General features: G+C 68.8%; 24 protein-coding genes and 1 pseudogene. 15 read left to right on the top strand and 10 right to left on the bottom strand.

Features of this window, described 5'->3' with window-relative positions:
- Positions 1-9 precede the first annotated feature (9 nt).
- The gene (csm6, locus tag BLP62_RS09525) at positions 10-1,404 is read left to right on the top strand and encodes a type III-A CRISPR-associated protein Csm6 (protein WP_093008079.1); all 1,395 of its coding nucleotides are present in this window, start codon (positions 10-12) and stop codon (positions 1,402-1,404) included.
- A 2-nt stretch (positions 1,405-1,406) separates the two neighbouring features.
- Entirely contained in the window at positions 1,407-2,120 is a 714-nt protein-coding gene (gene cas6 / locus BLP62_RS09520; RefSeq protein ID WP_093008077.1) for a CRISPR-associated endoribonuclease Cas6, read from the top strand.
- Positions 2,121-2,369: 249 nt separating this feature from the next.
- Here cas6 and ftsH read toward each other — a convergent pair whose 3' ends face one another.
- A complete protein-coding gene (gene ftsH, locus BLP62_RS09515) occupies positions 2,370-4,214 on the bottom strand; it encodes an ATP-dependent zinc metalloprotease FtsH (RefSeq protein ID WP_093008075.1) in 1,845 nt (614 codons plus the stop codon).
- Positions 4,215-4,287: 73 nt separating this feature from the next.
- On the opposite strand from ftsH, the gene BLP62_RS09510 reads away from it, so the two are divergent.
- Positions 4,288-5,640 (top strand): tetratricopeptide repeat protein, encoded by a 1,353-nt coding sequence (locus BLP62_RS09510; RefSeq protein WP_093008073.1) that lies wholly within the window; start codon positions 4,288-4,290, stop codon positions 5,638-5,640.
- Here BLP62_RS09510 and BLP62_RS09505 read toward each other — a convergent pair.
- A complete protein-coding gene (locus BLP62_RS09505; protein WP_093008071.1) occupies positions 5,633-6,670 on the bottom strand; it encodes a DUF4388 domain-containing protein in 1,038 nt (345 codons plus the stop codon). The genes BLP62_RS09510 and BLP62_RS09505 overlap by 8 nt on opposite strands.
- Positions 6,667-7,644, bottom strand: a complete 978-nt coding sequence (gene ruvB, locus BLP62_RS09500; RefSeq protein WP_176758186.1) for a Holliday junction branch migration DNA helicase RuvB — start codon at positions 7,642-7,644, stop codon at positions 6,667-6,669. Before ruvB ends, BLP62_RS09505 begins: the two co-directional genes overlap by 4 nt.
- Before the next feature lie 24 nt (positions 7,645-7,668).
- Between ruvB and panB the strand changes: the two genes are divergently transcribed.
- From panB to BLP62_RS09475, 5 genes are all read left to right on the top strand, one after another.
- Complete coding sequence (gene panB, locus BLP62_RS09495) at positions 7,669-8,454, top strand: 3-methyl-2-oxobutanoate hydroxymethyltransferase (protein ID WP_093008069.1); 786 nt, start codon at positions 7,669-7,671, stop codon at positions 8,452-8,454.
- An 81-nt stretch (positions 8,455-8,535) separates the two neighbouring features.
- A complete protein-coding gene (locus tag BLP62_RS09490) occupies positions 8,536-9,276 on the top strand; it encodes a metal ABC transporter ATP-binding protein (protein WP_093008067.1) in 741 nt (246 codons plus the stop codon).
- Positions 9,269-10,075: a metal ABC transporter permease gene (locus tag BLP62_RS09485; protein ID WP_093008065.1), complete on the top strand. Its 807-nt coding sequence runs from the start codon at positions 9,269-9,271 to the stop codon at positions 10,073-10,075. The genes BLP62_RS09490 and BLP62_RS09485 overlap by 8 nt, the downstream gene beginning before the upstream one ends.
- 15 nt (positions 10,076-10,090) lie before the next feature.
- A complete protein-coding gene (locus tag BLP62_RS09480; protein ID WP_093008063.1) occupies positions 10,091-10,534 on the top strand; it encodes an RrF2 family transcriptional regulator in 444 nt (147 codons plus the stop codon).
- The gene (locus tag BLP62_RS09475; RefSeq protein ID WP_093008061.1) at positions 10,531-11,652 is read left to right on the top strand and encodes a cysteine desulfurase family protein; all 1,122 of its coding nucleotides are present in this window, start codon (positions 10,531-10,533) and stop codon (positions 11,650-11,652) included. The genes BLP62_RS09480 and BLP62_RS09475 overlap by 4 nt, the downstream gene beginning before the upstream one ends.
- A 73-nt stretch (positions 11,653-11,725) precedes the next feature.
- On the opposite strand, the gene BLP62_RS09470 is transcribed toward BLP62_RS09475, so the two are convergent.
- Positions 11,726-13,411, bottom strand: coding sequence for a long-chain-fatty-acid--CoA ligase (locus BLP62_RS09470; protein WP_093008060.1), 1,686 nt, complete (start codon positions 13,409-13,411; stop codon positions 11,726-11,728).
- 77 nt (positions 13,412-13,488) lie between these two features.
- On the opposite strand from BLP62_RS09470, the gene BLP62_RS09465 reads away from it, so the two are divergent.
- Positions 13,489-14,115, top strand: coding sequence for a phosphoribosyltransferase (locus tag BLP62_RS09465; RefSeq protein ID WP_093008058.1), 627 nt, complete (start codon positions 13,489-13,491; stop codon positions 14,113-14,115).
- Entirely contained in the window at positions 14,103-14,483 is a 381-nt protein-coding gene (locus tag BLP62_RS09460; protein WP_093008056.1) for a cupin domain-containing protein, read from the top strand. The genes BLP62_RS09465 and BLP62_RS09460 overlap by 13 nt, the downstream gene beginning before the upstream one ends.
- Before the next feature lie 25 nt (positions 14,484-14,508).
- Here BLP62_RS09460 and BLP62_RS09455 read toward each other — a convergent pair whose 3' ends face one another.
- The 4 genes from BLP62_RS09455 to speD all read right to left on the bottom strand — a co-directional run bounded on the left by BLP62_RS09455 (position 14,509) and on the right by speD (position 18,050).
- Positions 14,509-15,465: an ABC transporter permease gene (locus BLP62_RS09455; protein WP_093008054.1), complete on the bottom strand. Its 957-nt coding sequence runs from the start codon at positions 15,463-15,465 to the stop codon at positions 14,509-14,511.
- Positions 15,455-16,378, bottom strand: coding sequence for an ABC transporter ATP-binding protein (locus BLP62_RS09450; RefSeq protein WP_093008052.1), 924 nt, complete (start codon positions 16,376-16,378; stop codon positions 15,455-15,457). Before BLP62_RS09450 ends, BLP62_RS09455 begins: the two co-directional genes overlap by 11 nt.
- A gap of 1 nt (position 16,379) precedes the next feature.
- Positions 16,380-17,525 (bottom strand): NEW3 domain-containing protein, encoded by a 1,146-nt coding sequence (locus BLP62_RS09445; RefSeq protein ID WP_093008050.1) that lies wholly within the window; start codon positions 17,523-17,525, stop codon positions 16,380-16,382.
- An 87-nt stretch (positions 17,526-17,612) separates the two neighbouring features.
- Positions 17,613-18,050: an adenosylmethionine decarboxylase gene (gene speD, locus BLP62_RS09440; protein ID WP_176758185.1), complete on the bottom strand. Its 438-nt coding sequence runs from the start codon at positions 18,048-18,050 to the stop codon at positions 17,613-17,615.
- 278 nt (positions 18,051-18,328) lie between these two features.
- Between speD and sdhC the strand changes: the two genes are divergently transcribed.
- Genes sdhC through BLP62_RS09420 form a run of 4 tightly spaced genes read left to right on the top strand, consistent with a single transcriptional unit; the run spans position 18,329 to position 21,522 of the window.
- Positions 18,329-18,694, top strand: a complete 366-nt coding sequence (sdhC, locus tag BLP62_RS09435) for a succinate dehydrogenase, cytochrome b556 subunit (RefSeq protein WP_093008046.1) — start codon at positions 18,329-18,331, stop codon at positions 18,692-18,694.
- Entirely contained in the window at positions 18,684-19,079 is a 396-nt protein-coding gene (locus tag BLP62_RS09430) for a succinate dehydrogenase hydrophobic membrane anchor subunit (RefSeq protein WP_093008044.1), read from the top strand. Before sdhC ends, BLP62_RS09430 begins: the two co-directional genes overlap by 11 nt.
- A gap of 1 nt (position 19,080) precedes the next feature.
- On the top strand, positions 19,081-20,814 hold the full coding sequence (gene sdhA / locus BLP62_RS09425) for a succinate dehydrogenase flavoprotein subunit (protein ID WP_093008042.1): 1,734 nt from the start codon (positions 19,081-19,083) through the stop codon (positions 20,812-20,814).
- Positions 20,815-20,823: 9 nt separating this feature from the next.
- Entirely contained in the window at positions 20,824-21,522 is a 699-nt protein-coding gene (locus BLP62_RS09420; protein WP_093008040.1) for a succinate dehydrogenase iron-sulfur subunit, read from the top strand.
- A gap of 52 nt (positions 21,523-21,574) precedes the next feature.
- Here BLP62_RS09420 and BLP62_RS14120 read toward each other — a convergent pair whose 3' ends face one another.
- A complete protein-coding gene (locus BLP62_RS14120; protein WP_241374198.1) occupies positions 21,575-21,724 on the bottom strand; it encodes a type 1 glutamine amidotransferase family protein in 150 nt (49 codons plus the stop codon).
- A gap of 3 nt (positions 21,725-21,727) precedes the next feature.
- Positions 21,728-22,129 carry a DJ-1/PfpI family protein gene (locus BLP62_RS09415; RefSeq protein ID WP_241374197.1) on the bottom strand — a complete coding sequence of 134 codons (402 nt, stop codon included), beginning with the start codon at positions 22,127-22,129 and terminating at the stop codon, positions 21,728-21,730.
- Between the two features lie 123 nt (positions 22,130-22,252).
- On the opposite strand from BLP62_RS09415, the pseudogene BLP62_RS09410 reads away from it, so the two are divergent.
- Positions 22,253-22,525, top strand: a pseudogene (locus BLP62_RS09410) (IS982 family transposase); the annotation flags it as partial.

The following is a 22,525-nucleotide window of genomic DNA, read 5'->3' as shown; positions in this document are numbered from 1 at the left end:
AGGTGAAGCGTGGAGGACCTTGACACCCTTTGGGAGCGGTACCGGGAGGCGGTGCGGGCGGGGGGCAACCCCCAGGCCCTCTACCAGGAGATGGTCTGGCCCGCCCTCCTCGCCCTCTGGCGGGAGAAGCCCCGGGTCTACCCCGCTCCCCAGGCCTTCGCCGTGTCCGTCCACACCCTGGGCACGAGCCCCGAGGCCACGGCCCTGGCCATCCTGGGGACGGGGGCGGAGCGGGTCTATGTGCTCCACACCCCGGAAAGCGCCCGCTTCCTCCCCAGGCTTCGCCAGGACACGGGGAAGGACCTCTACCCCGTGGAGATCGGCAAGAGCGACGTGGAGGCCATCTACCGGGAGGTGAAGCGGCTTCTGGAGAAGCACCCGGAGGTGCCCGTGGCCCTGGACCTCACCAGCGGCACCAAGGCCATGAGCGCGGGGCTCGCCGCCGCGGGCTTCTTCTTCCAGCGCTTCTACCCCAAGGTGCGGGTGGTCTACGTGGACAACGAGGACTACGACCCCGAGCTCCGCCGCCCCCGGGCGGGCACGGAGAAGCTCCGCATCCTCCCCAACCCCCACGAGGCCCTGGCGGAGGTGGACGCCCTCTTCGCCAAGGAGCTCTACGGGAAAGGGGAGTTCGGCCAGGCGGCGGCCTACTTCCGCGGCATGGTGGGGAGGACGGGGAACCAGGCCTACGCCCTCTACGCCCTCCTCGCGGAGATGTACCGGGCCTGGCGGGCGTTGGACTTCGGGGAGGCCTTAAAGGCGGGGAGGAAGCTCCTCGGCCAGCTCTCCCAAAACGTCTGGCTGAACCACCCCCTAAACGCCCAGAGGGAGGCCCTCGAGGCCCAGGTGGCCCTCCTCGAGGCCGTGGACCGCTTCCTGAAGGCCCGGGACTTCGCCCTGGGGGAGGGGGTTTATGGCCTTGCCCGCACCCTTTTGCACCTCGCCCAGGGGGCCAAGGAGGAGGCCTCCGTCCTCGCCGCCCTCTACGCCTACCGGGCCCTGGAACTCCTCCTTCAAGAGAGGCTCGCCCGCCTCGGCAGGCGGGCCGAGGCCCCGGGGCTTTCCCCGGAGGAGGCGGAGGCCCTTCGGGGGGCTTTGGCGGAGCTTTTAGGGGTGGATTCCGAGGAGGTGCGCCTTTCGCCCAAGCTCGGCCTTCTGGACCTTCTCGCCTTCCTCCGCCTCAAGGGGGACGAGGGGCTTGGCCGCATCCCCTTAGAGGAGCTTCGGGGCCTCGCCGGGGCGCTCAAGGGGCGGAACAGCGCCCTTCTGGTCCACGGCTTTGACGTGCCCTCGGCCAAGGAGGTGGAGCGCATCGCCCGCCTGGCCCAGGGCCTCCTCCAGGACCTCGAGGCCCGGACCGGGCTTGGCCCCCTCTCCCCCGAGCCCGTGCCCTTGGGGTTTTAGCCGTGGTCCTCGCCGCCTTGGTCCTGGCCCTGGAGGGGGAAGGCCTCCCCGAGCCCTCGGGCCTCAGGGGCTTCTTCTACGGGCTTCTGCGGGAGGTGGCCCCGGAGGTGCACGACCAGGGGGAAAACCCCTTCGCCCTGGGCTTCGGGGGGCGGGAGGGGGCGGCCTGGGCCCGGGTGAGCCTCCTCAAGGAGGAGCTCTACGCCCGCCTCGCCCCCAGGCTTTTCGCCCTGGAGGGGGCGGAGGTGCGGCTTGGGTCCCCTTTCCGGGTGCGGGCCGTCTTGCAGGAGGGGCACCCCTGGGCGGGGGTTTCCACCTACCCCCGCCTCTTTCAGGGCCCCCCTTCCCGGGACCTCGCCCTCCGCTTCGCCAGCCCCACCTTCTTCCGCAAAAAGGGGGTCCACTACCCCCTCCCCGAGCCCAGGCTGGTGCTGGAGAGCCTGCTGCGGCGCCTCGAGGCCTTCGGCCCCCTGAAGGCCCCGGAGGGGGTGAGGGAGGCCCTTCTGGAAAGGACCACGGTGCGGAGCCTGGAAGGGCGCACCCTCCCCGCCCGCACGGAGGTGGACACCGCGGGCTTCGTGGGGCGGGTGGTCTACCACCTGCCCAAGGCCACGGAGGAGGAGGCCCTTTGGCTTTCCGCCCTGGGCCGCTTCGCCTTCTTTAGCGGCGTGGGGGCCAAGACCTCCTTGGGCTACGGCCGGGCCAGGGCGGAGTAATACCACCCCATGCTGGCGCGAGCCAGCATGGGGGCCCCGGCAAAAGGTTCCTAAGGAGCTTCCCTGGGCCAGTCGGGCGAAGGAAACCGGAAGAAAGGGTATAAGCGCCTTGGGGCCCCCACTGCGGCTTTCGCCGCGGTGGGGTACTTAAGTACCCCGCTCTGGCTTGCGCCAGAGCGGGGGCCCCAAAAAAGCCTTCGCAAAGCCCTACCCCCGGCGTCCCCTGTGGCGAAATCAAGGTGCGGGCACTTAGCCCTCCTGGGCCCGCTCCACCCTCTTCCCCCCGAGGATGGCCCGAACCCGCTCCCCGGGGATGGTCTCCTCCCGGAGGAGCTCTTCGGCGATTTCGTGCACGGCCTCGGCGTGCTCCATGAGCACCTGGCGGGCCTTGGCGTAGGCCTCGTCCAGGATGCGCCGGATGTCCTCGTCAATGAGGCGGGCGGTCTCCTCGGAGTGGTCCTTCTTCTTGGCGATCTCCTCCCCCAGGAAGATGGGGCCGGAGTCGGAGCCCCAGGCGATGTTCCTAAAGTGCTCCCCCATGCCCCAGTCCAGGACCATGCGCTTGGCGATCCCCGTGGCCCGCTTGAAGTCGTCCTGGGCCCCGGTGGTGACGGTGCCCGTGAAGAGCTCCTCCGCCACCCGGCCCGCCATGAGCACGGCGAGCTCGTCCATGAGGTGCTCCCGGGAGACCAGGACCCTTTCCTCGGGCTTGCTCCAGCGGGCCCCCAGGGCCATGCCCCGGGGGACGATGGAGACCTTCTCCGTCTTGTCGGCGTGGGGCAGGACCTCCCCCACCACGGCGTGCCCCGCCTCGTGGTAGGCCACGGCCCGCCTTTCCTCCTCGGAGAGCTTCAGGGCGGGCCGCTCCAGGCCCAAGACGATCTTGTCCAGGGCCTTGAGGAAGTGGTCCTTGCGGATCCTCTTCTCCCCCTCCCGGGCGGCGAGGAGGGCGGCCTCGTTCACCAGGTTCTTGAGGTCCGCCCCGGAGAAGCCCGGGGTGAGGTGGGCGAGCTCCAAGGCGTCCACGTCCTCGGCGATGGGCTTGCCCCGCATGTGGACGAGGAGGATCTCCTTGCGCTCCTCCAGGGAGGGGAGGCCCACCACCACCTGGCGGTCAAAGCGCCCGGGGCGCAGCAGGGCGGGGTCCAGGATGTCGGGGCGGTTGGTGGCGGCGAGGACGATGACGGAGGTGTCCTTCTCAAACCCGTCCATCTCCGAGAGGATCTGGTTCAGGGTCTGCTCCCGCTCGTCGTGGCCGCCCCCGATCCCCGCGCCCCGCTTGCGGCCGATGGAGTCCAGCTCGTCAATGAAGATGATGCTGGGGGCGTTCCTGCGGGCGTCCTCAAAGAGGCTCCGCACCCGGCTCGCCCCCACCCCCACGAACATCTCCATGAACTCGCTGGCGGAGACGGAGAAGAAGGGCACCCCCGCCTCCCCCGCCACCGCCCGGGCGAGGAGGGTCTTGCCCGTGCCGGGGGGGCCCACCAGGAGGACGCCCTTGGGGATCTCGGCCCCGAGCTCCAGGTACTTCTTGGGGTTCTTGAGGAAGTCCACCACCTCCATGAGCTCCCGCTTGGCCTCCTCGTGGCCGGCCACGTCCTTGAAGGTGGTGTTGACGCGCTTCTCCTTGCCGTAAAGCCGGGCCCGGCTCTGGCCGAACTGCATCACCTGGCCGGCCCCGCCTTGGGCCCGCATGAAGAAGAACCAGAAGAAGAGGATGAGGAGCAGGGTGGGCCCCACGTAAAGGAGGAGCTGGGGCCAGAAGGAGGGGGGCTTGGTGACCACCTTGACCCCGTGTTCCTCCAGAAAGCGCAGGAGCTCGGGGTCCTGGACCTGGGCCGGGGGCAGGGGCACCTGGAAGCGCCGCGCCACCTGGCTTCCCCCTTGGGGCGTGGGGAAGCGCTCGGGCTCCTTGAGAAGGCCCAGGATGCGGGTTTCCTCCAGGGTGACCTCCGCCACCTTGCCCTGGCGCACCAGCTCCCGGAAGCCCGTGTAGGAGAGGGTGGGGGCCGGGGGACCGGTGAAGGCGGTGTAGGCCAGATAGCCGAGGAGGAGCAGAAGGACGAGGGTGAAGGGGTTGACTCGTTGCGGCAAGGTCTACCTCCCTCGCCCTATGGTAGCGCCTGGCGGGTGAGAGGACTGAGGCCTGTGGTATCCTCTAGCGGCGATGAGGGGGGTCCTCGAGGCCCTGCACCAGGGGGACTACGACACCGCCATAGAGCGCCTCACCCGCAAGGCCCTCTTCGGGCGGAGGGAGGAGGCCAGGGAGGCCTGGCTCCTCCTCGCCGAGGTCCACAGCCTCTACGGGGCCGAGGGCCTGGAGAAGGCCCACCAGGCCCTGGAGGAGGCCTATGGGCTTGGGGGGTTGGAGCACGACCCCCTCCACCGGGCCCTCCTGGGGGAGCTTCTCGCCCTGGAGGGGCGGCCCGAGCGGGAGGTCCTCCCCCTCTTCCTGCCCACGGAAGACCCCCGGGCCCGCTACCACCAGGCCCAGGCCCTCTTTTATCTGGGGCGGCTGGAGGAGGCCCTGAAGACCCTGAAGAAGGGCCTCCCCCCCTTCTTGGCCTGGCGGGCGGAGGGGCTTAGGGGGAGGATCCTGGAGCGGCTCGGCCGCCACGAGGAGGCCGCCTTGGCCTACGAGGAGGGGGCGAGGATCGCCTTGGGGCTTGAGCGCTACTGGCTCCTCCTGGACGCCGCCGCCATGTGGCTGGAGGCGGGGGAGGGGGAGCGGGCCCTTTTGGCCCTGGAGGAGGCCGAGGCCGAGGTGGGGGAGGAAAGCCCCGAGGACGAGGCCACCCGCCGCTACCTCCTGGCCCGGGCCCACCTCCTCCTGGGGAACCCCAACCGGGCCCTGGAGGAGGCCCAAAGGGCCCTGGAGAAGGAGGAGGAAAGCGGCCACAGGGCCTACGGCACCCCCCTGGTGGCGGGGCAGGCCTGGCTGCAGCTCGGCCGCTACCCGGAGGCCATGGCCGCCTACCGGGAGGCCCTGGCCCGGGCGGAGGCCGGCGAGCGCCCCTACGTCCTGCACGAGATGGGGGTGGCCGCCTTGGACCACGGGGCCTACCTCGAGGCGGAGGGCTACCTGCGGGAACTCCTTCGGGAGGAGGGCTACCCCTACCGGGCCCAGGCCCTGGCGGACCTGGCGGAGGCCCTCTACCGCCAGGGCCGCTACGGGGAGGCGGAGGAGGCCGCCCGCGAGGCCATGGCCCAGGGGGCGGAGGCCTCGGGGGAGCTCATCCTGGGGCACATCGCCTACGACCTCATGCACCTGGAGGAGGCCCTGGCCCACTACCGCAAGGCGGCGGAGCTCGCCGAGGAGGGGAGCCGGGAGTGGGTGGGGGCCCAGGAGATGGTGGTGGACACCCTGGCCCAGCTGGGCTACCGCTCCCCTGAGGAGATCCTGGCCCGGGCGGAGGCGGTCTTGCCCCACGTCCACCCCGCGGACGAGTGGCACGGGGCCCTCCTCGCCTACCGGGAGCGGGCCCAGGCCCTCCTGAAGGAGGGGCGGCGGCTCAACTAGCCCCCTTGCGCAAGGAGGCGAGGGCCCTTAGCACCTCCTGGGACCTCAGGGGCTTGGGGAGGTGGAGCACCCGCAAGGGGCGGAAGAGGAGGCCCGGGGGGGTTTCGCTCACCAGGTAGAGGGAGGCGAGCCTTCCCTCGGGGTGGGCCCGCACCCTGCGGGCGGCCTCGAGGGCCCTTTCCCCCTGGAGGATCACCCCCTTGGGCCGCTCCTTGAGGAGGCGCAAGAGCCCCTCCAGGTCCTTGGCCAGGAGGACCCGGAAGCGGTGGGCCTCCAGGAGGTAGAGGAGGAGCCTGCGCACCACCCCGCTTTCCGCCAGGACCGCCACCAGGGGGTCCTCGGGGAGGAGGGTGGAGGGGCGGAGGAGGCCCCGGGCCTTCATCTCGTGGAGGAGGTGGTAGACCTCTTCCTCGGGAAGGCCCGAGAGGAGGGCGACGCTCCTTGCCCGCCGCACCCCGTCCAGGTGCTCCAGCACCCCCCAGGCCTCGGGGGGAAGGGGGTGGCGGGTGGGGTCCTCCGCCAGGTGCAGGACCTCGTCCGGGTCCACCTGGCCCCGCCGCCACTCGTCCAGGCGGCGGGCGGCCTCCATGAGGACCCACCCCGTGTCCAGGGTCTCGGGGAGGGCCACCTGGCTGCCCTCCACCAGGGGCTCGGCGAGGACCTCCCCCTCCTTCTCCCCGAGGAGGGTGGCCAGGGCCTCGAGGACCTGGGCGGTGAGGGCCTCCCTAAGCTCCTCCTCCCCGATGAGGCCAAGCTCCAAGGCCAGGGCCCCCAGGGGGGTGCCGGGGTTTTCCCGCCCCTGGCGCTCCACGAGCTCTTGCACCTCTTCCAGGGTCAGGTGGCCCAGGCGCACCAGGTACTCCCCCAGGTGGGGCCCGGGCTCGGTGCGGGCGTAGAGGATGCGGCCCGAAAGGAGGTGCACCCGGCCGTAGACCCGGCCCTGGAAGCTTACCACGGCGCTTTTTTTCCCCAGGGCCAAGGCCTTGAGGAGTTCCGCCAGGTCCAGCTCCTCCAGGGTGGCCCGGATCATAGGAGAGGTTCTAAGGGGAGGGGGAGGCCCAGGTGGCGGTAGGCCAGCTCCGTGGCCACCCGGCCCCTGGGGGTGCGCTTCAGGAGCCCCTGCTGGATGAGGTAGGGCTCGTGGACCTCCTCCAGGGTACCCGGGTCCTCGGAGAGGGCGGTGGCCAGGGTCTGGAGGCCCACCGGCCCCCCGCCGAAGCGGAGGATGAGGACCTCGAGGATCTCCCGGTCCCGCTTCTCCAGGCCTAGCTCGTCCAGGCCCAAGGCCGAAAGGGCCTCTTGGGCCCGCTCCAGGGTGATGACCTCCTCCCCCGCCACCTGGGCGAAGTCCCGCACCCGGCGGAAGAGCCGCTTGGCGATGCGCATGGTGCCCCGGCTCCTTCGGGCGATCTCCCGGGCGGCCTCCTCGGCGATGCCCACCCCCAGGAGCCGGGCGTCCCGCCGGATGCCCTCGGCGAGCTCCTCCACGGAGTAGTAGTCCAGGTGCTCCACGATGCCGAAGCGGCTCCTTAGGGGCGCGGTGATGAGGCCCGGGCGGGTGGTGGCCCCGATGAGGGTGAAGCGGGGAAGCTCCAGGCGGATGGTCCTCGCCGCAGGGCCCTGGCCCACCACGATGTCCATGACAAAGTCCTCCATGGCCGGGTAGAGGTGCTCCTCCGCCTGGCGGCTTAGGCGGTGGATCTCGTCAATGAAGAGGATGTCCCCTTCCTCCAGGGAGTTGGCCAGGATGGCGGCGAGGTCCCCGGGCTTCTCAATGGCGGGCCCGGAGGTGACCCGGAGGTTCACCCCGAGCTCGTGGGCGATGACGTGGGCCAGGGTGGTCTTGCCAAGCCCCGGGGGGCCGAAGAGGAGGAGGTGCTCCAGGGGCTCCTTGCGGGCCTTGGCGGCCTCGAGGTAGACCCTGAGCTTGGCTTTCAAGCGCTCCTGGCCGATGTACTCCTCCAGGCGCTTGGGCCTTAGGGCGAGGTCCAAAGGCGCCTCCACGCCCTTACATGATAGCCTTTTCCCGTGGGGAAGACGGTCAAGGACTTCCGGGAGGCCAAGGGCAAGAGGCTTGTCTACCTCACCGCCTACGACTACCCCACGGCCCGCATGGCCGAGGCCGCCGGGGTGGACGCCGTTTTGGTGGGGGACTCCCTGGGGATGGTGGTCCTGGGCTACCCCTCCACGGTGCCCGTGACCCTGGAGGAGATGCTCCACCACACCAAGGCGGCCCGGCGGGGCGCCCCGAACACCTTCCTGGTGGCCGACCTCCCTTACCTCACCTACGCCACCCTGGACCGGGCCCTTTTCGCGGCGGAGCGCCTCCTGAAGGAAGGTGGGGCGGACGCCGTGAAGCTTGAGGGGGGCGAGGAGGTGGCGGAGGTCGTCCAGGGCCTGGTGCGGGCGGGGGTGCCGGTCCTCGGGCACGTGGGCCTCACCCCCCAGACGGCGAGCCAGCTCGGGGGCTACCGGCTCCAGGGCAAGCGCCCCGAGGAGGCGGAGCGCATCCTCAAGGGGGCCTTGGCCCTCGAGGCGGCCGGGGCCTACGGCGTCGTCTTGGAGATGGTGCCCGCTTCCCTGGCCAAGGAGGTCACGGAGAGGCTTTCCGTGCACACCGTGGGCATCGGGGCCGGGCCCCACACGGACGCCCAGGTCCTGGTCTTCCACGACGTGGTGGGGCTCTACGGCGCGTTCAAGCCCCGCTTCGCAAAGCGGTACCTGGAGGGGGAAAGGCTCATCGTGGAGGCCCTGGGCCAGTACGTAAAGGAGGTGCGGGAAGGGCTTTTCCCGGGCCCGGAGCATAGCTTTTGAGGCCACCCCACCTTGGGCGCTTGGGAGGGGAAGGCCCTCCGGGCCTTGACGGTTTAGTGAGAATGCGTCATCATTTTTGTCATGACGGCCCTGGAGGTCCGCCGCCTTTCCGTGCGCTTCGGGGAGTTCCGGGCCCTGGAGGAGGTTCAGTTTTCCGTCCCCGAAGGGGCCTTCGTGGCCATCGTGGGGCCCAACGGGGCGGGGAAAAGCACCCTCTTGAAGGCGGTGCTGGGCCTGGTGCCATACCAGGGGGAGGTCCTGGTCTATGGCCTTCCCGCGGGGAAGGCCGATCCCTTTTGGTTCGGCTACGTGCCCCAGATCAAGACCTTTGACCGCTCCTTTCCCGCCTTGGCCTTGGAGCTGGTGGTCACGGGGCTCAGGCGGCGCTGGCCCTTCCGCCTGAGCCCTAAGGAGAAGGAGGCGGCCCTTGCGGCCCTGGCCCAGGTGGGGGCTTCGGAGCTCGCCTATCGGCCTTTGGGACGGCTTTCCGGGGGCCAGCTCCAGCGGGTCTACCTGGCCCGGGCCCTGATCCGCAGGCCCCGGATCCTCCTCCTGGACGAGCCCGCCACCGGGGTGGACCGGGTGGGGGAGGAGGACCTCTACCGCTACCTCGAGGCCTACCAGAAGGCTTCCGGGGCCACGGTCCTCATGATCACCCACGACTGGGAGGCGGCCCACCACGCCACCCACGTCCTGGTTCTGAACCGAAGGGTGGTGGGCTTCGGCCCCCCCGAGCGGGCCCTTTCCGAGGAGTGCCTGCGCCAGGCCTTCGGCCACGTGGGGCACGCCCACGGCCTTTTCGTGGAGGGCGGCCGTGCTTGAGGCCCTGGGCTACCCCTTCTTCCAGCGGGCCCTCCTGGCGGGGCTTTTGGTGGCCCTGCTTTCGGGCCTCGCCTCCCCCTTCGTGGTGCAAAGGCGCCTCTCCTTCCTGGGAGACGGCCTGGCCCACGCCGCCTTCGCCGGGGTGGCCCTGGGGCTTTTCCTGAGGGAAGAGCCCTTTTGGTTCGCCCTGCCCTTCACCTTCTTCGTGGCCTTGGCCATCACCTGGGTCAAGGAGCGGAGCGGGCTTTCCGAGGACACGGCCATCGGGGTCTTCTTCGCCCTCTCCGTGGCCTTAGGGGCGGTCTTCCTCGCCAAGGCCAGAGGGTACGTGGGGGACGCCATGGGCTACCTCTTCGGCTCCCTCCTGGCCGTGGGGCCCTCCGACCTTTTGGCGGTGGGCGCCATGGTCCTTTTGGGCCTGGCCCTCCTCCCCCTTTGGGGGCCCTTGGCCTACGCCACTTTGGACCGGGAGCTGGCCCTCGCCGACCGGGTGCCCGTGGTCTTCCACGACTACCTCCTTTCGGGCTTCTTGGCGGTGAGCCTCGTGCTTTCGGTGAAGGTGGTGGGGGTTCTCCTGGTGGCGGCCTTCCTGGTGATCCCGGGGGCCACGGCCCGGCTCCTCGCCCGCACCTTCGCCCAGATGACCCTCCTTTCCCTCCTCCTGGCCCTCTTCTCCACCTTGGGCGGGCTTTTCCTCTCCCTCCTCCTGGACTGGCCCAGCGGGGCCAGCGTGGTCCTCTTCCAGGCCCTCCTCTTCGGCCTCGCCCTCCTAAAAACGGGATTTTCGGGTGAGAAATAGGGGTATAATGGGGCCATGTGGGTGTCCACCAAGGCCCAGTACGGGCTTCGCGCCCTGGTGGAGATCGGCCTCCGGGCCCCCGAGGCCGTTCCCCTAAAGGAGGTGGCCGAGGCCCAGGGCATCAGCCAGCACTACCTGGAGCAGATCGCCGCCCAGCTCCGCCGCGCCGGGTTCATCCGCTCCGTGCGGGGGGCCAAGGGGGGCTACCGCCTGGCCCGCCCCCCCGAGCGGGTGACCGCCTTAGAGGTGGTGGAGGCCCTGGAGGGGAGCCTGGCCCCGGTTTCCTGCATTGAGGACCCCGAGTCCTGCGCCAAGGTGGGGCAGTGCTCCACGGAGCTCCTCTGGAAGCGGGTGGACCTGGCCATGCGCCAGGTCCTTGGGGGCACCACCCTGAAGGACCTCATTGAGGAGCGGAGGCTTTTGGAGGCCAGGCGCCTCGTCCAGCTGGAGGCCAGTTGAGGGTTTACCTGGACTACGCCGCCACCACGCCCCTGGACCCCGAGGTGCCGGAGGCCATGCGGGAGGTGGAGGGGGTCTTCGGAAACCCCTCCAGCGTTCACCGCTTCGGCCAGGAGGCGCGGAAGGTCCTGGAAGGGGCCCGGGAGAAGGTGGCCGCCCTCCTCGGGGCGAGGCCTAGGGAGGTGGTCTTCACCGCCTCGGGCTCCGAGGCCGACGCCTTGGCCCTTTTGGGGGTGGCCTTGGCCCGGGGCCGGGGCCACGTGGTGAGCACCGCCGTGGAGCACTCCGCCCTCTTGGGGGCCCTTGGGCTTTTGGAAAGGCTCGGCTTCGCCGTGACCCGCCTCAAGCCCGACCGCCACGGCCTCGTCTACCCGGAGCAGGTGAAGGAGGCCCTGCGGGAGGACACCTTCTTGGTGAGCGTCATGGCCGCCAACAATGAGCTCGGCACCCTTTACCCCATCCGGGAGATCGCGGAGGTGGCCCACGCCCACGGGGCCCTCTTCCACACGGACGCCGTCCAGGCCATCGGCCAGGTGCCCTTTTCCCTGGGGGAGGTGGGGGCGGACCTCGTCTCCTTGAGCGCCCACAAGTTCTACGGGCCCAAGGGCATCGGGGCCCTCCTGGTGCGCCAGGGGGTGGAGCTTTTCCCTTTGGTTCCCGGCAAGCAGGAGGGGGGCAGGCGGGGGGGGACCCAGAGCCCGGTCCTGGCCCACGGCCTGGCGGTGGCCCTGGAGAAGGCCTTGAGGCTTCTTCCCGAGGAGAGGGAAAGGCTCCTCGCCCTGCGGCGCCGCCTCGAGGCCGGCCTCCTCGCCGTGGAGGGGGTGGAGCTGAACGGCCACCCCGAGCGGCGGCTTCCCAAGCTGGTGAACGTCACGGTGAAGGGGGCCGACGGGGAGGCCCTCCTTTTGGCCATGGACCTCCTGGGGGTGGCGGTCTCCTCGGGGTCGGCCTGCTCCGCGGGGAGCCTCGAGCCCTCCCACGTCCTCCTCGCCATCGGCCGCTCCCCCAAGGAGGCCAAGGCCTCCTTGCGCTTCTCCCTGGGGCGCTTCACCACCGAGGCCGAGGTGGACCGGGCGGTGGAGGCCTTCCGGGAGGCGGTGGCCCGGACCCGGGCCTAAAGCACCCCACTGCGGCGAAAGCCGCAGTGGGGGCCCCAAAGGAAGCTTCCTAAGCCTTACTTCGGGCCACCCCTTAGCCGTTACCCCCCCCCTTGGCGAACTCCTCCCGGAGCTCCCGCCTCAGGATCTTCCCCACGCTGGACTTGGGAAGGCTTTCGCGGAATTGGATGATGCGGGGAACCTTGTAGGCGGCGAGGTTTTGGCGGCAGAAGGCCTCTATGTCCTTTTCCGTGACCTTGCCCCGGTACTCGGGCTTGAGGACGAGGAAGGCGGCCACGGTCTCCCCGCGGTAGGGGTCTGGGACGCCCACCACGGCGGCTTCCTGGACGGCGGGGTGCTGGTAGAGGACTTCTTCCACCTCGCGGGGGTAGATGTTGTAGCCTCCGGCGATGATCATGTCCTTTTTGCGGTCCACGATGTAGAAGTAGCCGTCTTGGTCCATTTTGGCGAGGTCGCCGGTGAAGAGCCAGCCGTCTTTGAGGGTCTTTTGGGTTTCTTCTGGGCGGTTCCAGTAGCCTTTCATGATGTTAGGACCTTTGACGGCGAGTTCGCCCACCTCGCCCGGGGGGAGTTCCTGGCCCTCCTCGTCCACCACCTTGGCCTCCACGCCGGGCAGGGGCATGCCGATGGAGCCCTTGCGCACCTCCCCCAGCACCGGGTTGGAGTGGGTCACGGGGCTCGCCTCGGAGAGGCCGTAGCCCTCAATGAGCCTCGCCCCGGTGATCTCCTCAAACCGCTTGGCCACCTCCACGGGCAGGGGGGCCGCTCCCGAGAGGCAGATGCGGATGCTCTTGACGTTCCGCCCCTCTATGCCGGGGAAGTTGTTAAAGGCCACGTAGAGGGTGGGGACGCCGGGGAAGTGGGTGACCCGGTGTTTTTCAATGGCCTCCACGATGGGGCCGATCTCGGGCCTCGGGAGGAGGACGATCTTGTACCCGGAGAAGAGGCCGTAGTTCATGGCCACGGTCATCCCGTAGACGTGGAAGAAGGGCAGGGCCCCGAGCATCACCCCCTTGCCCAGAAGCTCCCGGGAGGTGGGGTCCCAGGCGTCAATCTGGAGGACGTTGGCCACGAGGTTTTTGTGGGTGAGCATCGCCCCCTTGGAGATCCCCGTGGTGCCCCCGGTGTACTGGAGGAGGGCGAGGTCCTCGGGGTCGGGGACGTGGGGCTCGGCGGGGGGGCGCTTCAGGAGCTCGGCGAAGGCGTGGAAGCCCTCCTTCCTGGGGAAGCCCAGGGGGAGGCCCTCCCGCTTGGCCTTCAGGGGGTAGAGGAGGTTTTTGGGGAAGGGGAGGAAGTCCTTGATCCCCGTGACCACCACCCGCTTCACCGGGACCTCCTTTTCCACCTCCAGGAAGCGGGGGAGGAGGTGGTCCAGGATCACCAGGGTCTCGGCCCCCGCGTCCAGAAGCTGGTGGCGGAGTTCCCTCGGGGTGTAGAGGGGGTTCACGTTCACCCCCACGCCCCCGGCGAGGAGGGTGCCGTAGAAGGCGACGACGAACTGGGGCGTGTTGGGGAGCATGAGGGCCACCCGGTCCCCGGGCCGCACCCCCAGCTCCTTAAGCCCCTGGGCGAAGCGGCGGGCGAGGTTCCACAGCTCCTGGTAGCTTAGGGTCTTCCCCAGAAACTCCAGGGCGACGTTTTGGGGGAAGCGGCGGGCGCTTTCCTCCAGGAAGCGCCAAAGGGGGATGGGGGGCACCTCCACCTCCGCCGGGACGCCGGGGTCGTAATGGGCGAGCCAGGGTTTGTCGCTGACCTGCATTTCTGTCCCTCCTTGCCCCTCACCCTACCAAAGCCTTATACCGAGTGCAAGACCGCAGGGCGGTGTAGCATGGTCCTATGCGCTTTCGCGACCGCAGGCACGCGGGGGCCCTCTTGGCGGAGGCCTTGGCCCCTTTGGGCCTGGAGCACCCCGTGGTCCTGGGGCTTCCCCGGGGAGGAGTGGTGGTGGCCGACGAGGTGGCCAGGCGCCTCGGCGGGGAGCTGGACGTGGTCTTGGTGCGCAAGGTGGGGGCGCCGGGCAACCCGGAGTTCGCCTTGGGGGCGGTGGGGGAGAGGGGGGAGCTCGTCCTCAGGCCCTACGCCCTCCAGTACGCCGACCCAAGCTATCTGGAGCGGGAGGCCGCGCGGCAGCGGGAGGTGATCCGCAAGCGGGCGGAGCGCTACCGCAAGGTCCGGCCCAAGGTGCCCCTGAAGGGCCGGGACGTGGTCCTGGTGGACGACGGCGTGGCCACGGGGGCGAGCATGGAGGCGGCCCTTTCCGTGGCGCTTCAGGAGGGGCCGAGGCGGGTGGTGGTGGCCGTGCCCGTGGGAAGCCCGGAGGCCCTGGAGAAGCTTAAGGAGCGGGCGGAGGTGGTGGCCCTTTCGGCCCCCCAGGACTTCGCCGCCGTGGGGGCCTACTACCTGGACTTCGGCGAGGTCACCGACGAGGACGTGGAGGCCATTTTGCTACAATGGGCCCCATGAAGCCCGTGGTCAAGCAGGCGGCCCACGTGGAGGCCCGCCCCGTGGAGCGGGGCGAGAAGGCCTTCATCCAGGTGCTCATCGGCCCCGAGGACGGGGCGCCCCACTTCATCACCCGGAAGTTCACCCTCCTTCCCGGAGGCCGCATCCCCAAGCACAAGCACCCCACCATTGAGCACGAGCAGTACGTGCTTTCCGGCCGGATGAAGGTGCTTTTGGGGGATGAGGTGCGGGAGGTTTCCGCGGGCCAGGCGGTCTACATCCCTCCCGACACCCCCCACGCCTACGTGAACGAGGGGGAGGAGCCCGTGGAGTTCCTCTGCGTCATCCCCAAGACGAGCGCCTACGCCACGGAGTGGCTCGAGGAATAGGGACCTAGGGGCGGCCAGGGCCTTACTACGCCCGCACCTCCTGCCGCTGGAAGGCCACGTAGGCCAGGGTGAAGAGGAGCACCGCCAGGGCGAAGAGCCCCGTGAGCTGGGGCCAGACGAGGAGGAGGCTTTGGAAGAGGGGCAAGGGGGTGCCGAGGACGGCCCCCTCTAGCTGGGTGATGAGGATGGGGCCTAGGGAGCGCACCGCCGGGTTCAGGATGGCGGTGAGGGCCTCGGCGAAGAGGGTGTTGGGGGAGAGGCGGGAGATCCAGAGGGCCAAGGTGGCCTGGCGGAGCTGGCTTTCCGGGTCAAAGGGGTCGGCCCGGAGGAGGAGGGCGCTGGCCGCGAGGTCGGTGAGGATGGGGAAGAAGACGGCGAAGAAGAGCCACACCCCCAAAGCGGCCAAGGCGGCGGTGGCGGGCTGGCGGAAGAGGACGGAGAAGAGGAGGCCCAAGGCCAGCCAGACCCCGGCGTAGGCCAAGGTGGCCAGGAAGAAGAAGAGGATGCGGGCCACCTCCTCGCCCCCCGGGGGAACCCCCAGGGTGAAAAGCCCCAGGCCCAGGACCAAAAGGAGGAGGGCCAGGAGGAGGACGCTTAAGGTGCCGAGGCCCGCCAGGAACTTGCCGAAGAGGAGGGCGTCCCGGTAGATGGGCTGGGAGAGGATGCGGGAGAGGGTGCCCCGGGCGTACTCCCCGTTCACCGCGTCAAAGGCCAAGGCGATGGCCGCCAGGGGCACAAAGAAGGAGAGGAAGCCCACGAAGGAGGGCAGGGGGTCTTGGGCGGTGGTGAGGAGCTTGAGGTAGAGGTAGGGGTCCTCCCCCACGGTCTGCCGCAGGGTCTGGGTGCCGGTGTAGACGGCGCTTAGGGCCGAGAGGAGGATGAGGGCCTCGAGGATGCGCATCCTCAGGCCGGAGAGGTGGTCGGCCATCTCCTTGAAGAAGACCGCCCAAAGCCCCGTCCAGGGGGAGCCTTCACGCCGCATGCCCCACCTCCTTGAAGTAGTGGGCGTAGATCTCGTCCAGGCTGGGCCGCCTCAGGGAGAGGCTGTAGAGGGCGCCCCGTTCCACGGCGATCCTGGCCAGCTCGGGGCGCACGTCCCGGGTGGCGAGGACCCGGTAGCGGCCTCCCTCCGCCTCCACCCGGCTCACCCCGGGCACCTCCCGGAAGGGGCCCTCGAGGCCGGGCACGGCCTCCACCCACACCTCGTACCCGCCCCCCAGCACCCGGGCGGCCAGGTCCTCCACCGTCCCCAAAAGGGCCAGGCGGCCCCGGTGGAAGAGGCCCACCCGGTCGCAGATCTCCTGCACCTGGTGGAGGAGGTGGCTGGAGAGGAGGACGGTGATGCCCTCCGCCTTGAGGCCCTTGATGAGCTCCAGGAACTCCCGGGCGGCCTCGGGGTCCAGGCCCAGGGTGGGCTCGTCCAGGATGGCCACCTTGGGCCTCTTGAGGAGGACCTCCGCGAGGCCCAACCGCTGGCGCATCCCCCGGCTGAAGGCGGCCACCTTCCGGTCCTTCACCTCCCAAAGCCCCATGCGCTTAAGGACCTCCTCTATGCGGGCCTGGGCCTCCCCGTCGGGAAGCCCGAGGAGCCTGGTGGTGTAGCGCAGGTTCTCCCAGGCGGAAAGCTCCCCGTAAAACCCCACCTGATCGGGGAGGTAGCCCACCCGGGCCTTGACCTTAAGGGGTTCCCGCATGGGGTCCAGGCCCAGCACCCGGGCCTCCCCCGAGGTGGGCTCGGTGAGGCCCAGGAGCATGAGGATGGTGGTGGTCTTGCCCGAGCCGTTGGGGCCCAGGAGGCCGAAGACCTCCCCCTCCTCCACCTCCAGGTTCAGGTCCTCCACCGCCACCACGCGCCCGTAGCGCTTGGTGAGGCCCCGGGTCAGGATGACCGCCATGCTACCTCCGGCCGAAGCGGTTCACGGCGAAACCCAGGACCAGGAGGGCCACGGCCATGAGCCCCACCCCCACGAGCCCCCACAGGGTGGAGCGCACCACCGTGGCCCGGTAGTCCAGGCTCGCGGAGACCCCGTCGTCCCCGGAGAGGGAGAGGGTGACCATGTAGTCCCCGGTCACCGCCTTGGCCGAGGGCTTGATGCGGGCGGTGACCTCCTTCTCCTGGCCGGGCTCCAGGGCCTCCAGCTTGTCGGGCTCAAACTTGACCTCCCAGCCCGAGGGCTCAAAGGCGCTGAAGGAGAGGTTCTTGGCGGGGGCGCTCCCTTCGTTTTTCACCACGAGCTTCACGGGGTTTTCCCGCCCCGCGGTCACCTGGCCGGAAAGCCGCCCCTCCTTGGTGTTGAGGCGCACCTCGGGGCGGCCCGTGACCTCGAGGGTGAGCCCGAGCTCCGCCTTGGCCTCCCCGGCCAGGGCCCTCAGGGTGACGGCGTAGGTGTCCGCCTTGGTGTCCTTGGGCAGGGAGACCTCCACGTCCAGGTCCTTGCTCTCCCCGGCCTTGACGGGCAGGCTCGTCACCTGCTGGCCGGAGAAGGCGGGGGTGAAGGTGACCTGGAAGCCCTTGGGGGCCTCGTACTCCAAGGAGACCAGGAGGTCGCGGTCGGACTCGTTCTTCAGGGTCACCCGGTAGCGGAAGGTGCTGGTGGGCGGGCCTTTGAGGATGGGGAGCTCGGCCTCGAGGCTAAGCCTTTGGGGAAGCCCCTGCCCCACCACCAAGGCGATGGGGAGGCTTGCCGTCTGCCCAAGCCCCTCGGCCCGCACCAGGAAGCGGTAGGTGCCGGGCTTCACCTCCTTGGGCGGCTGCAGGCGCAGGGTGAGGGTGGCCTCCCCGTCCGGGGCCAGGTAGACCGCCCGCACCAGCCGCCCGCCCCCGATGAGGCTCGCCTGCCAGCCCGGGGGCACCTCGGCCAAGGAGAGGCGCACCACCCCGGGAGGCAGGCCGTGGTTCTTGAGGGTGAGGGTGAGGTTCACGCTCTCCCCCGGCTGCACCCCCATCTCCGGGTAAGGGGTGCCCAGGGAGAGGCCGCGGAAGCCCTGCGCCAGGGCCACGCCAAGGGCCAGCCACGCGAGCACCAGGAGTCTATGCACCATAGGAAGCCTCCCTTACCAAACTTAGGCAGGGAGCATGAGCCCAAAATGAAAACCCCCGGGGCGCGCCCGGGGGCGGAGGGAAGGGGCTCAGCCCGCCCGGGCCTCGAGGTACTCCCGCTCCCCCAAGACGATGGCTCGGGCCAGCTCGGGGTCCTTGGGGAACTCCTTGCCCCGCTGGATCATGTAGGTCTCGTAGCGGCCGATCTCAAAGACCTCGGCCAGCTTCTTCAGGGCCTTGGCCATGTCAAAGGCCTTGCAGGAGAAGATGTCTATGGAGAGGAAGCGCTTCTTGGGGAAGGTGTGGATGGCGATGTGGCTTTCGGCGATGATCACCACCCCCGTCACCCCGTCCTCGCCCCCGGAGCCGTAGCTGTAGACGAAGGGGGGAAGCACCTTGGTCATCTCCATCTCCTCGGGGAGCTCGTCCAGGACGCGGCGCACCAGCTCGGCGTCCCGGAGCCTCTCGGGGTTGGCGTCGTAGCCATCCACCATCAGGTGAGGGCCGAATCCAAAGAGTTCCACCATGACCACCTCCTTCCCGTGCCCCCCGGGGTATCCCCTGCGGCACGCCCCCCATTATGCCCCCCCCTCCCCCCCCTGTCAATACCTCGTCCTGGCCAAGGAAAACCCCGACTGCCTGCCCGAGGGTTCCCCCCCAAGGGAGGGGCGGGGGGCCTTGGGGGAAAAGCCCTCTTCCCCTTGGGCTTTGGGTACGGGAGTGGGGTATGTGGGGCCCCAAGCGTGGTCCCGGCGATGCTTTTCCCCAAGGGAAAGGTGTATGCTAAACCCGGCAAGGAGGTGCCATGTACCGGGGAAGAGAAGGGCAGTGGGCGTTTTACCTGCACCGGATCTCGGGCCTGGGCATCCTGGTCTTCCTCATGCTCCACGTGGCCAACATCTCAAGCGCCATGTGGGGGCCGGAGGTGTCCAATGCCCTCATGAAGTTCTACCACCAGCCCGTGTTTCAGGTGGGGCTTCTTTTCCTCATCGCCGGGGTGCTCTACCACGGGTTTAATGGCCTGCGCATCATCCTCATGGACTTCACCTCCTGGGGGGTGCGCTACCAGCGGCAGCTCTGGTACGGGGTCTGGGTCCTTTTCGTGGTCTTCTACCTGCCCTTTTTGATCAAGATCGGGGGCGGGATTCTGGGAGGCGGCCATGGCGATTAAGTCCCGGCGCTACGAGGAGGCCAAGCTGGAGGCCAGCACCAACCTGGAGCTCTACTGGTGGGTCTTCATGCGCATCAGCGGGGTGGTGCTGGTCTTCTTGCTCATCGGCCACATGTGGATGAACGCCATCCTCACGGACCTCAACACCATCAACTACGACTACGTGGCCAAGAGACTTTCCCAGACCACCTGGAAGCTCTACGACCTCCTCATCCTGGCCCTGGGCCTCCTGCACGGGGCCAACGGGCTCCGCTACGTCCTGGACGACTGGATCCGGGACCCCATGAAGCGCTTCTGGACCAAGGCCGTCCTTTACAGTCTCATCGCCTTCCTGTTCCTCCTGGGAAGCCTTTCCCTTCTGAACCACGACTTCGGGGTGAAGTGATATGGCGCACAGGCACGAGGTCATCGTGGTGGGCGCGGGCGGGGCGGGCCTCGCCACCGCCCTGTACGCGGCCAGAGAGGGTGCGGACGTGGCGGTGGTCTCCAAGCTCTACCCCACGCGAAGCCACACCGGGGCGGCCCAAGGGGGCATAGGGGCGGCCCTCGGCAACGTGGAGGAGGACCACTGGGAGTGGCACATGTTTGACACGGTCAAGGGGGGGGACTACCTCACGGACCAGGACGCCGCCGAGGTCTTCGCCAAGGAGGTCATTGAGGCGGTGATTGAGCTTGAGCACATGGGCCTCCCCTTTGACCGGCTCCCGAACGGCAAGATCGCCCAGCGCCGCTTCGGGGGGCACACCAAGGACTGGGGCAAGGCCCCGGTGCACCGGGCGGCCCACGCCGCCGACCGCACCGGCCACATGATCCTCCAGACCCTTTACCAGCAGTGCGTTAAACACAACATCACCTTCTACAACGAGTTCCACGTCACCGACGTCATCCTCGAGGACGGGGTGGCCAAGGGCCTCGTGGCCCTGGAGCTCGCCACCGGGGAGCTCCACCTCTTCCAGGCCAAGGCCATCGTCATCGCCTCTGGAGGGTTCGGGCGAATCTACAAGGTGACCTCCAACGCCTACACCCTCACCGGGGACCTGCAGGCCATCCTCTACCGCAAGGGGCTTCCCCTCGAGGACATGGAGTTCTACCAGTTCCACCCCACGGGGCTTTACCCCCTGGGCATCCTCCTCACCGAGGGGGCCCGGGGCGAGGGGGGGATCCTCCGGAACGCCCTCGGGGAGCGGTTCATGGAGCGCTACGCCCCCACCATCAAGGACCTCGCCCCAAGGGACCTCGTCTCCCGGGCCATGTACCTGGAGGTGCGGGAGGGAAGGGGGTGTGGCCCCAAGAAGGACCACGTCCTCTTGGACCTCACCCACCTGCCCCCCGAGGTCATTGAGAAGAAGCTCCCCGACATCACCGAGTTCAGCCGCATCTACCTGGGGGTGGACCCCCTGAAGGAGCCCGTGCCGGTGATGCCCACGGCCCACTACGCCATGGGGGGGATCCCCACCACCCTCTGGGGCCAGGTGATCAAGGGCGAGAAGAACACCGTGGTCCCCGGGCTCTACGCCGCCGGGGAGGCGGCCTGCGTGAGCCTCCACGGGGCGAACCGCCTGGGGACGAACTCCCTGGGGGACCTCGTGGTCTTCGGGCGCCGGGCCGGGATCCACGCCGCCCGCTTCGCCAAGGACGCCGACTACCACGAGCTCACCGAGGCGCACCTTGGCGAAAGCCGGGAGCGCATTGAGCGCATCAAGAACTCCACCGGCAAGGAGAAGGTGGCGGCCCTTAGGGCCGAGCTGCAGCAGTCCATGATGGACCACGCCTCCGTCTTCCGCACCGGGGAGCTCCTTAAGAAGCAGGTGGAGATCCTCAAGGAGCTCATGGACCGCTACAAGCGGATCTCCATTGACGACAAGGGGGACGCCTACAACACCGAGCTCGTGGAGGCCCTGGAGCTCGGGTACCTCCTCGAGGTCTCCGAGGCCCTGGTCCACTCCGCCCTAAACCGCACCGAGTCCCGCGGGGCCCACGCCCGGGAAGACTACCCCGAGCGGGACGACCAGAACTGGCTCAAGCACACCCTGGCCTACAAGGTGGAAGACGGCAAGGTGGCCTTCCGCTACAAGCCCGTGGTCCTGGGCCGCTTTGAGCCCAAGGCCCGCACCTACTAGGAGGGAGGCATGCAGGTCACCCTGAAGATCCTCCGCTTTGACCCCCAGAAGGACCAGAGGCCCCATTGGGAGACCTACCAGGTGGAGGCCGAGCCCTGGGACCGGGTCCTGGACCTCCTCCACAAGGTTAAGTGGGACCAAGACGGCACCCTGGCCTTCCGAAGGAGCTGCGGCCACGGCATCTGCGGCTCGGACGCCATGCTCATCAACGGCAAGAACCGCCTGGCCTGCAAGACCCTGGTGAAGGACCTGGGGAGCGTGATCACCGTGGAGCCCATCCGGGGCCTCCCGGTGGAGAAGGACCTCATCGTGGACATGGAGCCCTTCTTCGCCGCCTACCGGGCGGTGAAGCCCTACCTCATCAACGACGAGCCCCCGCCCCAGCGGGAGAGGCTCCAGTCCCCCGAGGAAAGGGAGCGGTTTGACCAGGGCACCAAGTGCATCCTCTGTGCGAGCTGCACCACGAGCTGCCCCGTCTTCTGGGTGAACGGCACCTACATCGGCCCTGCCGCCATCGTCCAGGCCCACCGCTTCCTCTTTGACTCCCGGGACCGGGGCAAGAGGGAGCGCTTCAAGGCCCTGGGCTCGGGGAGCGGGGTGTGGCGGTGCCGCACCGCCTACAACTGCACCGAGGCCTGCCCCCGGGAGATCCCCGTGACCCAGCTCATAGAGGAGGTCAAGCGGGCGATCCTCATGGACCGCTTCTAGGGTTAAAAGGGGTGCGCCCCGGGCTTCCCGGGGCGCGTTTTGACCTTGAGGTCTAGGCTACGCCTTCTTTCAAGAGACGAATGAAGGCTTTGAGGACAGCGGGGTTGTCGGGCCATGCCCGGCCCGTGACCAGGTTGCCATCCACCACTGGCGCATCGTCCACAAAGGTGCCGCCCGCGATTTCTATGTCGGGTTTGAGCACGCCCTAGGCCGCCAGGCGCCGCCCCTTCACCACCCCAGCGGCGGTAAGGACTAAAGGCCCGTGGCAGAGGGTGCCCACGGGTTTGTTGGCTTGGAAGAAATGGCGGACGATCTCCAGGGCTTTAGGCTCCGTGCGGATCCACTCCGGAGCGCGCCCGCCCGGAATGTAGAGGCCTTGGTAGGCCTCGGGGTCCACCTCCGTGAAGCTGAGGTCTGCCTGCAGGCGGTAGCCCAGCTTCTCCGTGTAGGTTTCCATGAGGGGTTCAAAGTCATGGACCACCGTTTGAATGACCTTCTTCCGGGGCGCGGCCACGTGGACAGTGAACCCCTCTTCTTGAAGCCTTTGGAGGGGATAGAAGGTTTCTAGGGCTTCTGCGGCATCTCCGGCGAGGATCAGGACCTTCATGCCCACCTCCTTCCGACCCTTAAGGGCCTATGTTCATCTTGGCTTTTCCCGAGCCCACCTAGTGTGGTTATGGTTAACCCAAGTTGCTACCTATCCCCTGGATCTGAAAAAATAGTGGCCGCTATGCTTTCCCGTCTCATAGCGGCCTTTTGCATTATAGACGACGCCCTGCAAGCCATGGGCTACAAGGATGACCCCCAAGCCAAAACGCCCGCCTCCGCCATCCTCACCCTCGCCCTCCTTGCCGCCCTAGAGTTCGGCGGCAAGCACAACAAGGCCCTGGCCCTCGCCAAAGACCTCGGCCTCTTCACCCACGTCCCCTCCCCAAGCCGCTTCAACCGCAGGCTCCACGCCCTCTACCCCCTCCTTCTCCCCCTCCTCCACCTCCTGGCCCAG

Origin of the sequence: Thermus arciformis (assembly GCF_900102145.1) — a bacterium.
GTDB classification, from domain to species: Bacteria; Deinococcota; Deinococci; order Deinococcales; family Thermaceae; genus Thermus; species Thermus arciformis.
Note: the sequence above shows the minus strand (reverse complement) of the source record. Positions and strands in the feature narration are given on the sequence as shown.

Excerpts from the sequence above, each read along its gene's own strand:
- BLP62_RS09455 (WP_093008054.1), bottom strand. The coding sequence starts at position 15,465 with ATGCGGCGTGAAGGCTCCCCCTGGACGGGGCTTTGGGCGGTCTTCTTC.
- BLP62_RS09510 (WP_093008073.1), top strand. The coding sequence starts at position 4,288 with ATGAGGGGGGTCCTCGAGGCCCTGCACCAGGGGGACTACGACACCGCC.
- BLP62_RS09415 (WP_241374197.1), bottom strand. The coding sequence starts at position 22,129 with ATGAAGGTCCTGATCCTCGCCGGAGATGCCGCAGAAGCCCTAGAAACC.
- BLP62_RS09430 (WP_093008044.1), top strand. The coding sequence starts at position 18,684 with ATGGCGATTAAGTCCCGGCGCTACGAGGAGGCCAAGCTGGAGGCCAGC.
- BLP62_RS09470 (WP_093008060.1), bottom strand. The coding sequence starts at position 13,411 with ATGCAGGTCAGCGACAAACCCTGGCTCGCCCATTACGACCCCGGCGTC.
- BLP62_RS09450 (WP_093008052.1), bottom strand. The coding sequence starts at position 16,378 with ATGGCGGTCATCCTGACCCGGGGCCTCACCAAGCGCTACGGGCGCGTG.
- BLP62_RS09460 (WP_093008056.1), top strand. The coding sequence starts at position 14,103 with ATGGGCCCCATGAAGCCCGTGGTCAAGCAGGCGGCCCACGTGGAGGCC.
- BLP62_RS09420 (WP_093008040.1), top strand. The coding sequence starts at position 20,824 with ATGCAGGTCACCCTGAAGATCCTCCGCTTTGACCCCCAGAAGGACCAG.
- speD (WP_176758185.1), bottom strand. The coding sequence starts at position 18,050 with ATGGTGGAACTCTTTGGATTCGGCCCTCACCTGATGGTGGATGGCTAC.
- BLP62_RS09445 (WP_093008050.1), bottom strand. The coding sequence starts at position 17,525 with ATGGTGCATAGACTCCTGGTGCTCGCGTGGCTGGCCCTTGGCGTGGCC.
- sdhA (WP_093008042.1), top strand. The coding sequence starts at position 19,081 with ATGGCGCACAGGCACGAGGTCATCGTGGTGGGCGCGGGCGGGGCGGGC.
- BLP62_RS09490 (WP_093008067.1), top strand. The coding sequence starts at position 8,536 with ATGACGGCCCTGGAGGTCCGCCGCCTTTCCGTGCGCTTCGGGGAGTTC.
- BLP62_RS09480 (WP_093008063.1), top strand. The coding sequence starts at position 10,091 with ATGTGGGTGTCCACCAAGGCCCAGTACGGGCTTCGCGCCCTGGTGGAG.
- BLP62_RS09505 (WP_093008071.1), bottom strand. The coding sequence starts at position 6,670 with ATGATCCGGGCCACCCTGGAGGAGCTGGACCTGGCGGAACTCCTCAAG.
- sdhC (WP_093008046.1), top strand. The coding sequence starts at position 18,329 with ATGTACCGGGGAAGAGAAGGGCAGTGGGCGTTTTACCTGCACCGGATC.
- BLP62_RS09465 (WP_093008058.1), top strand. The coding sequence starts at position 13,489 with ATGCGCTTTCGCGACCGCAGGCACGCGGGGGCCCTCTTGGCGGAGGCC.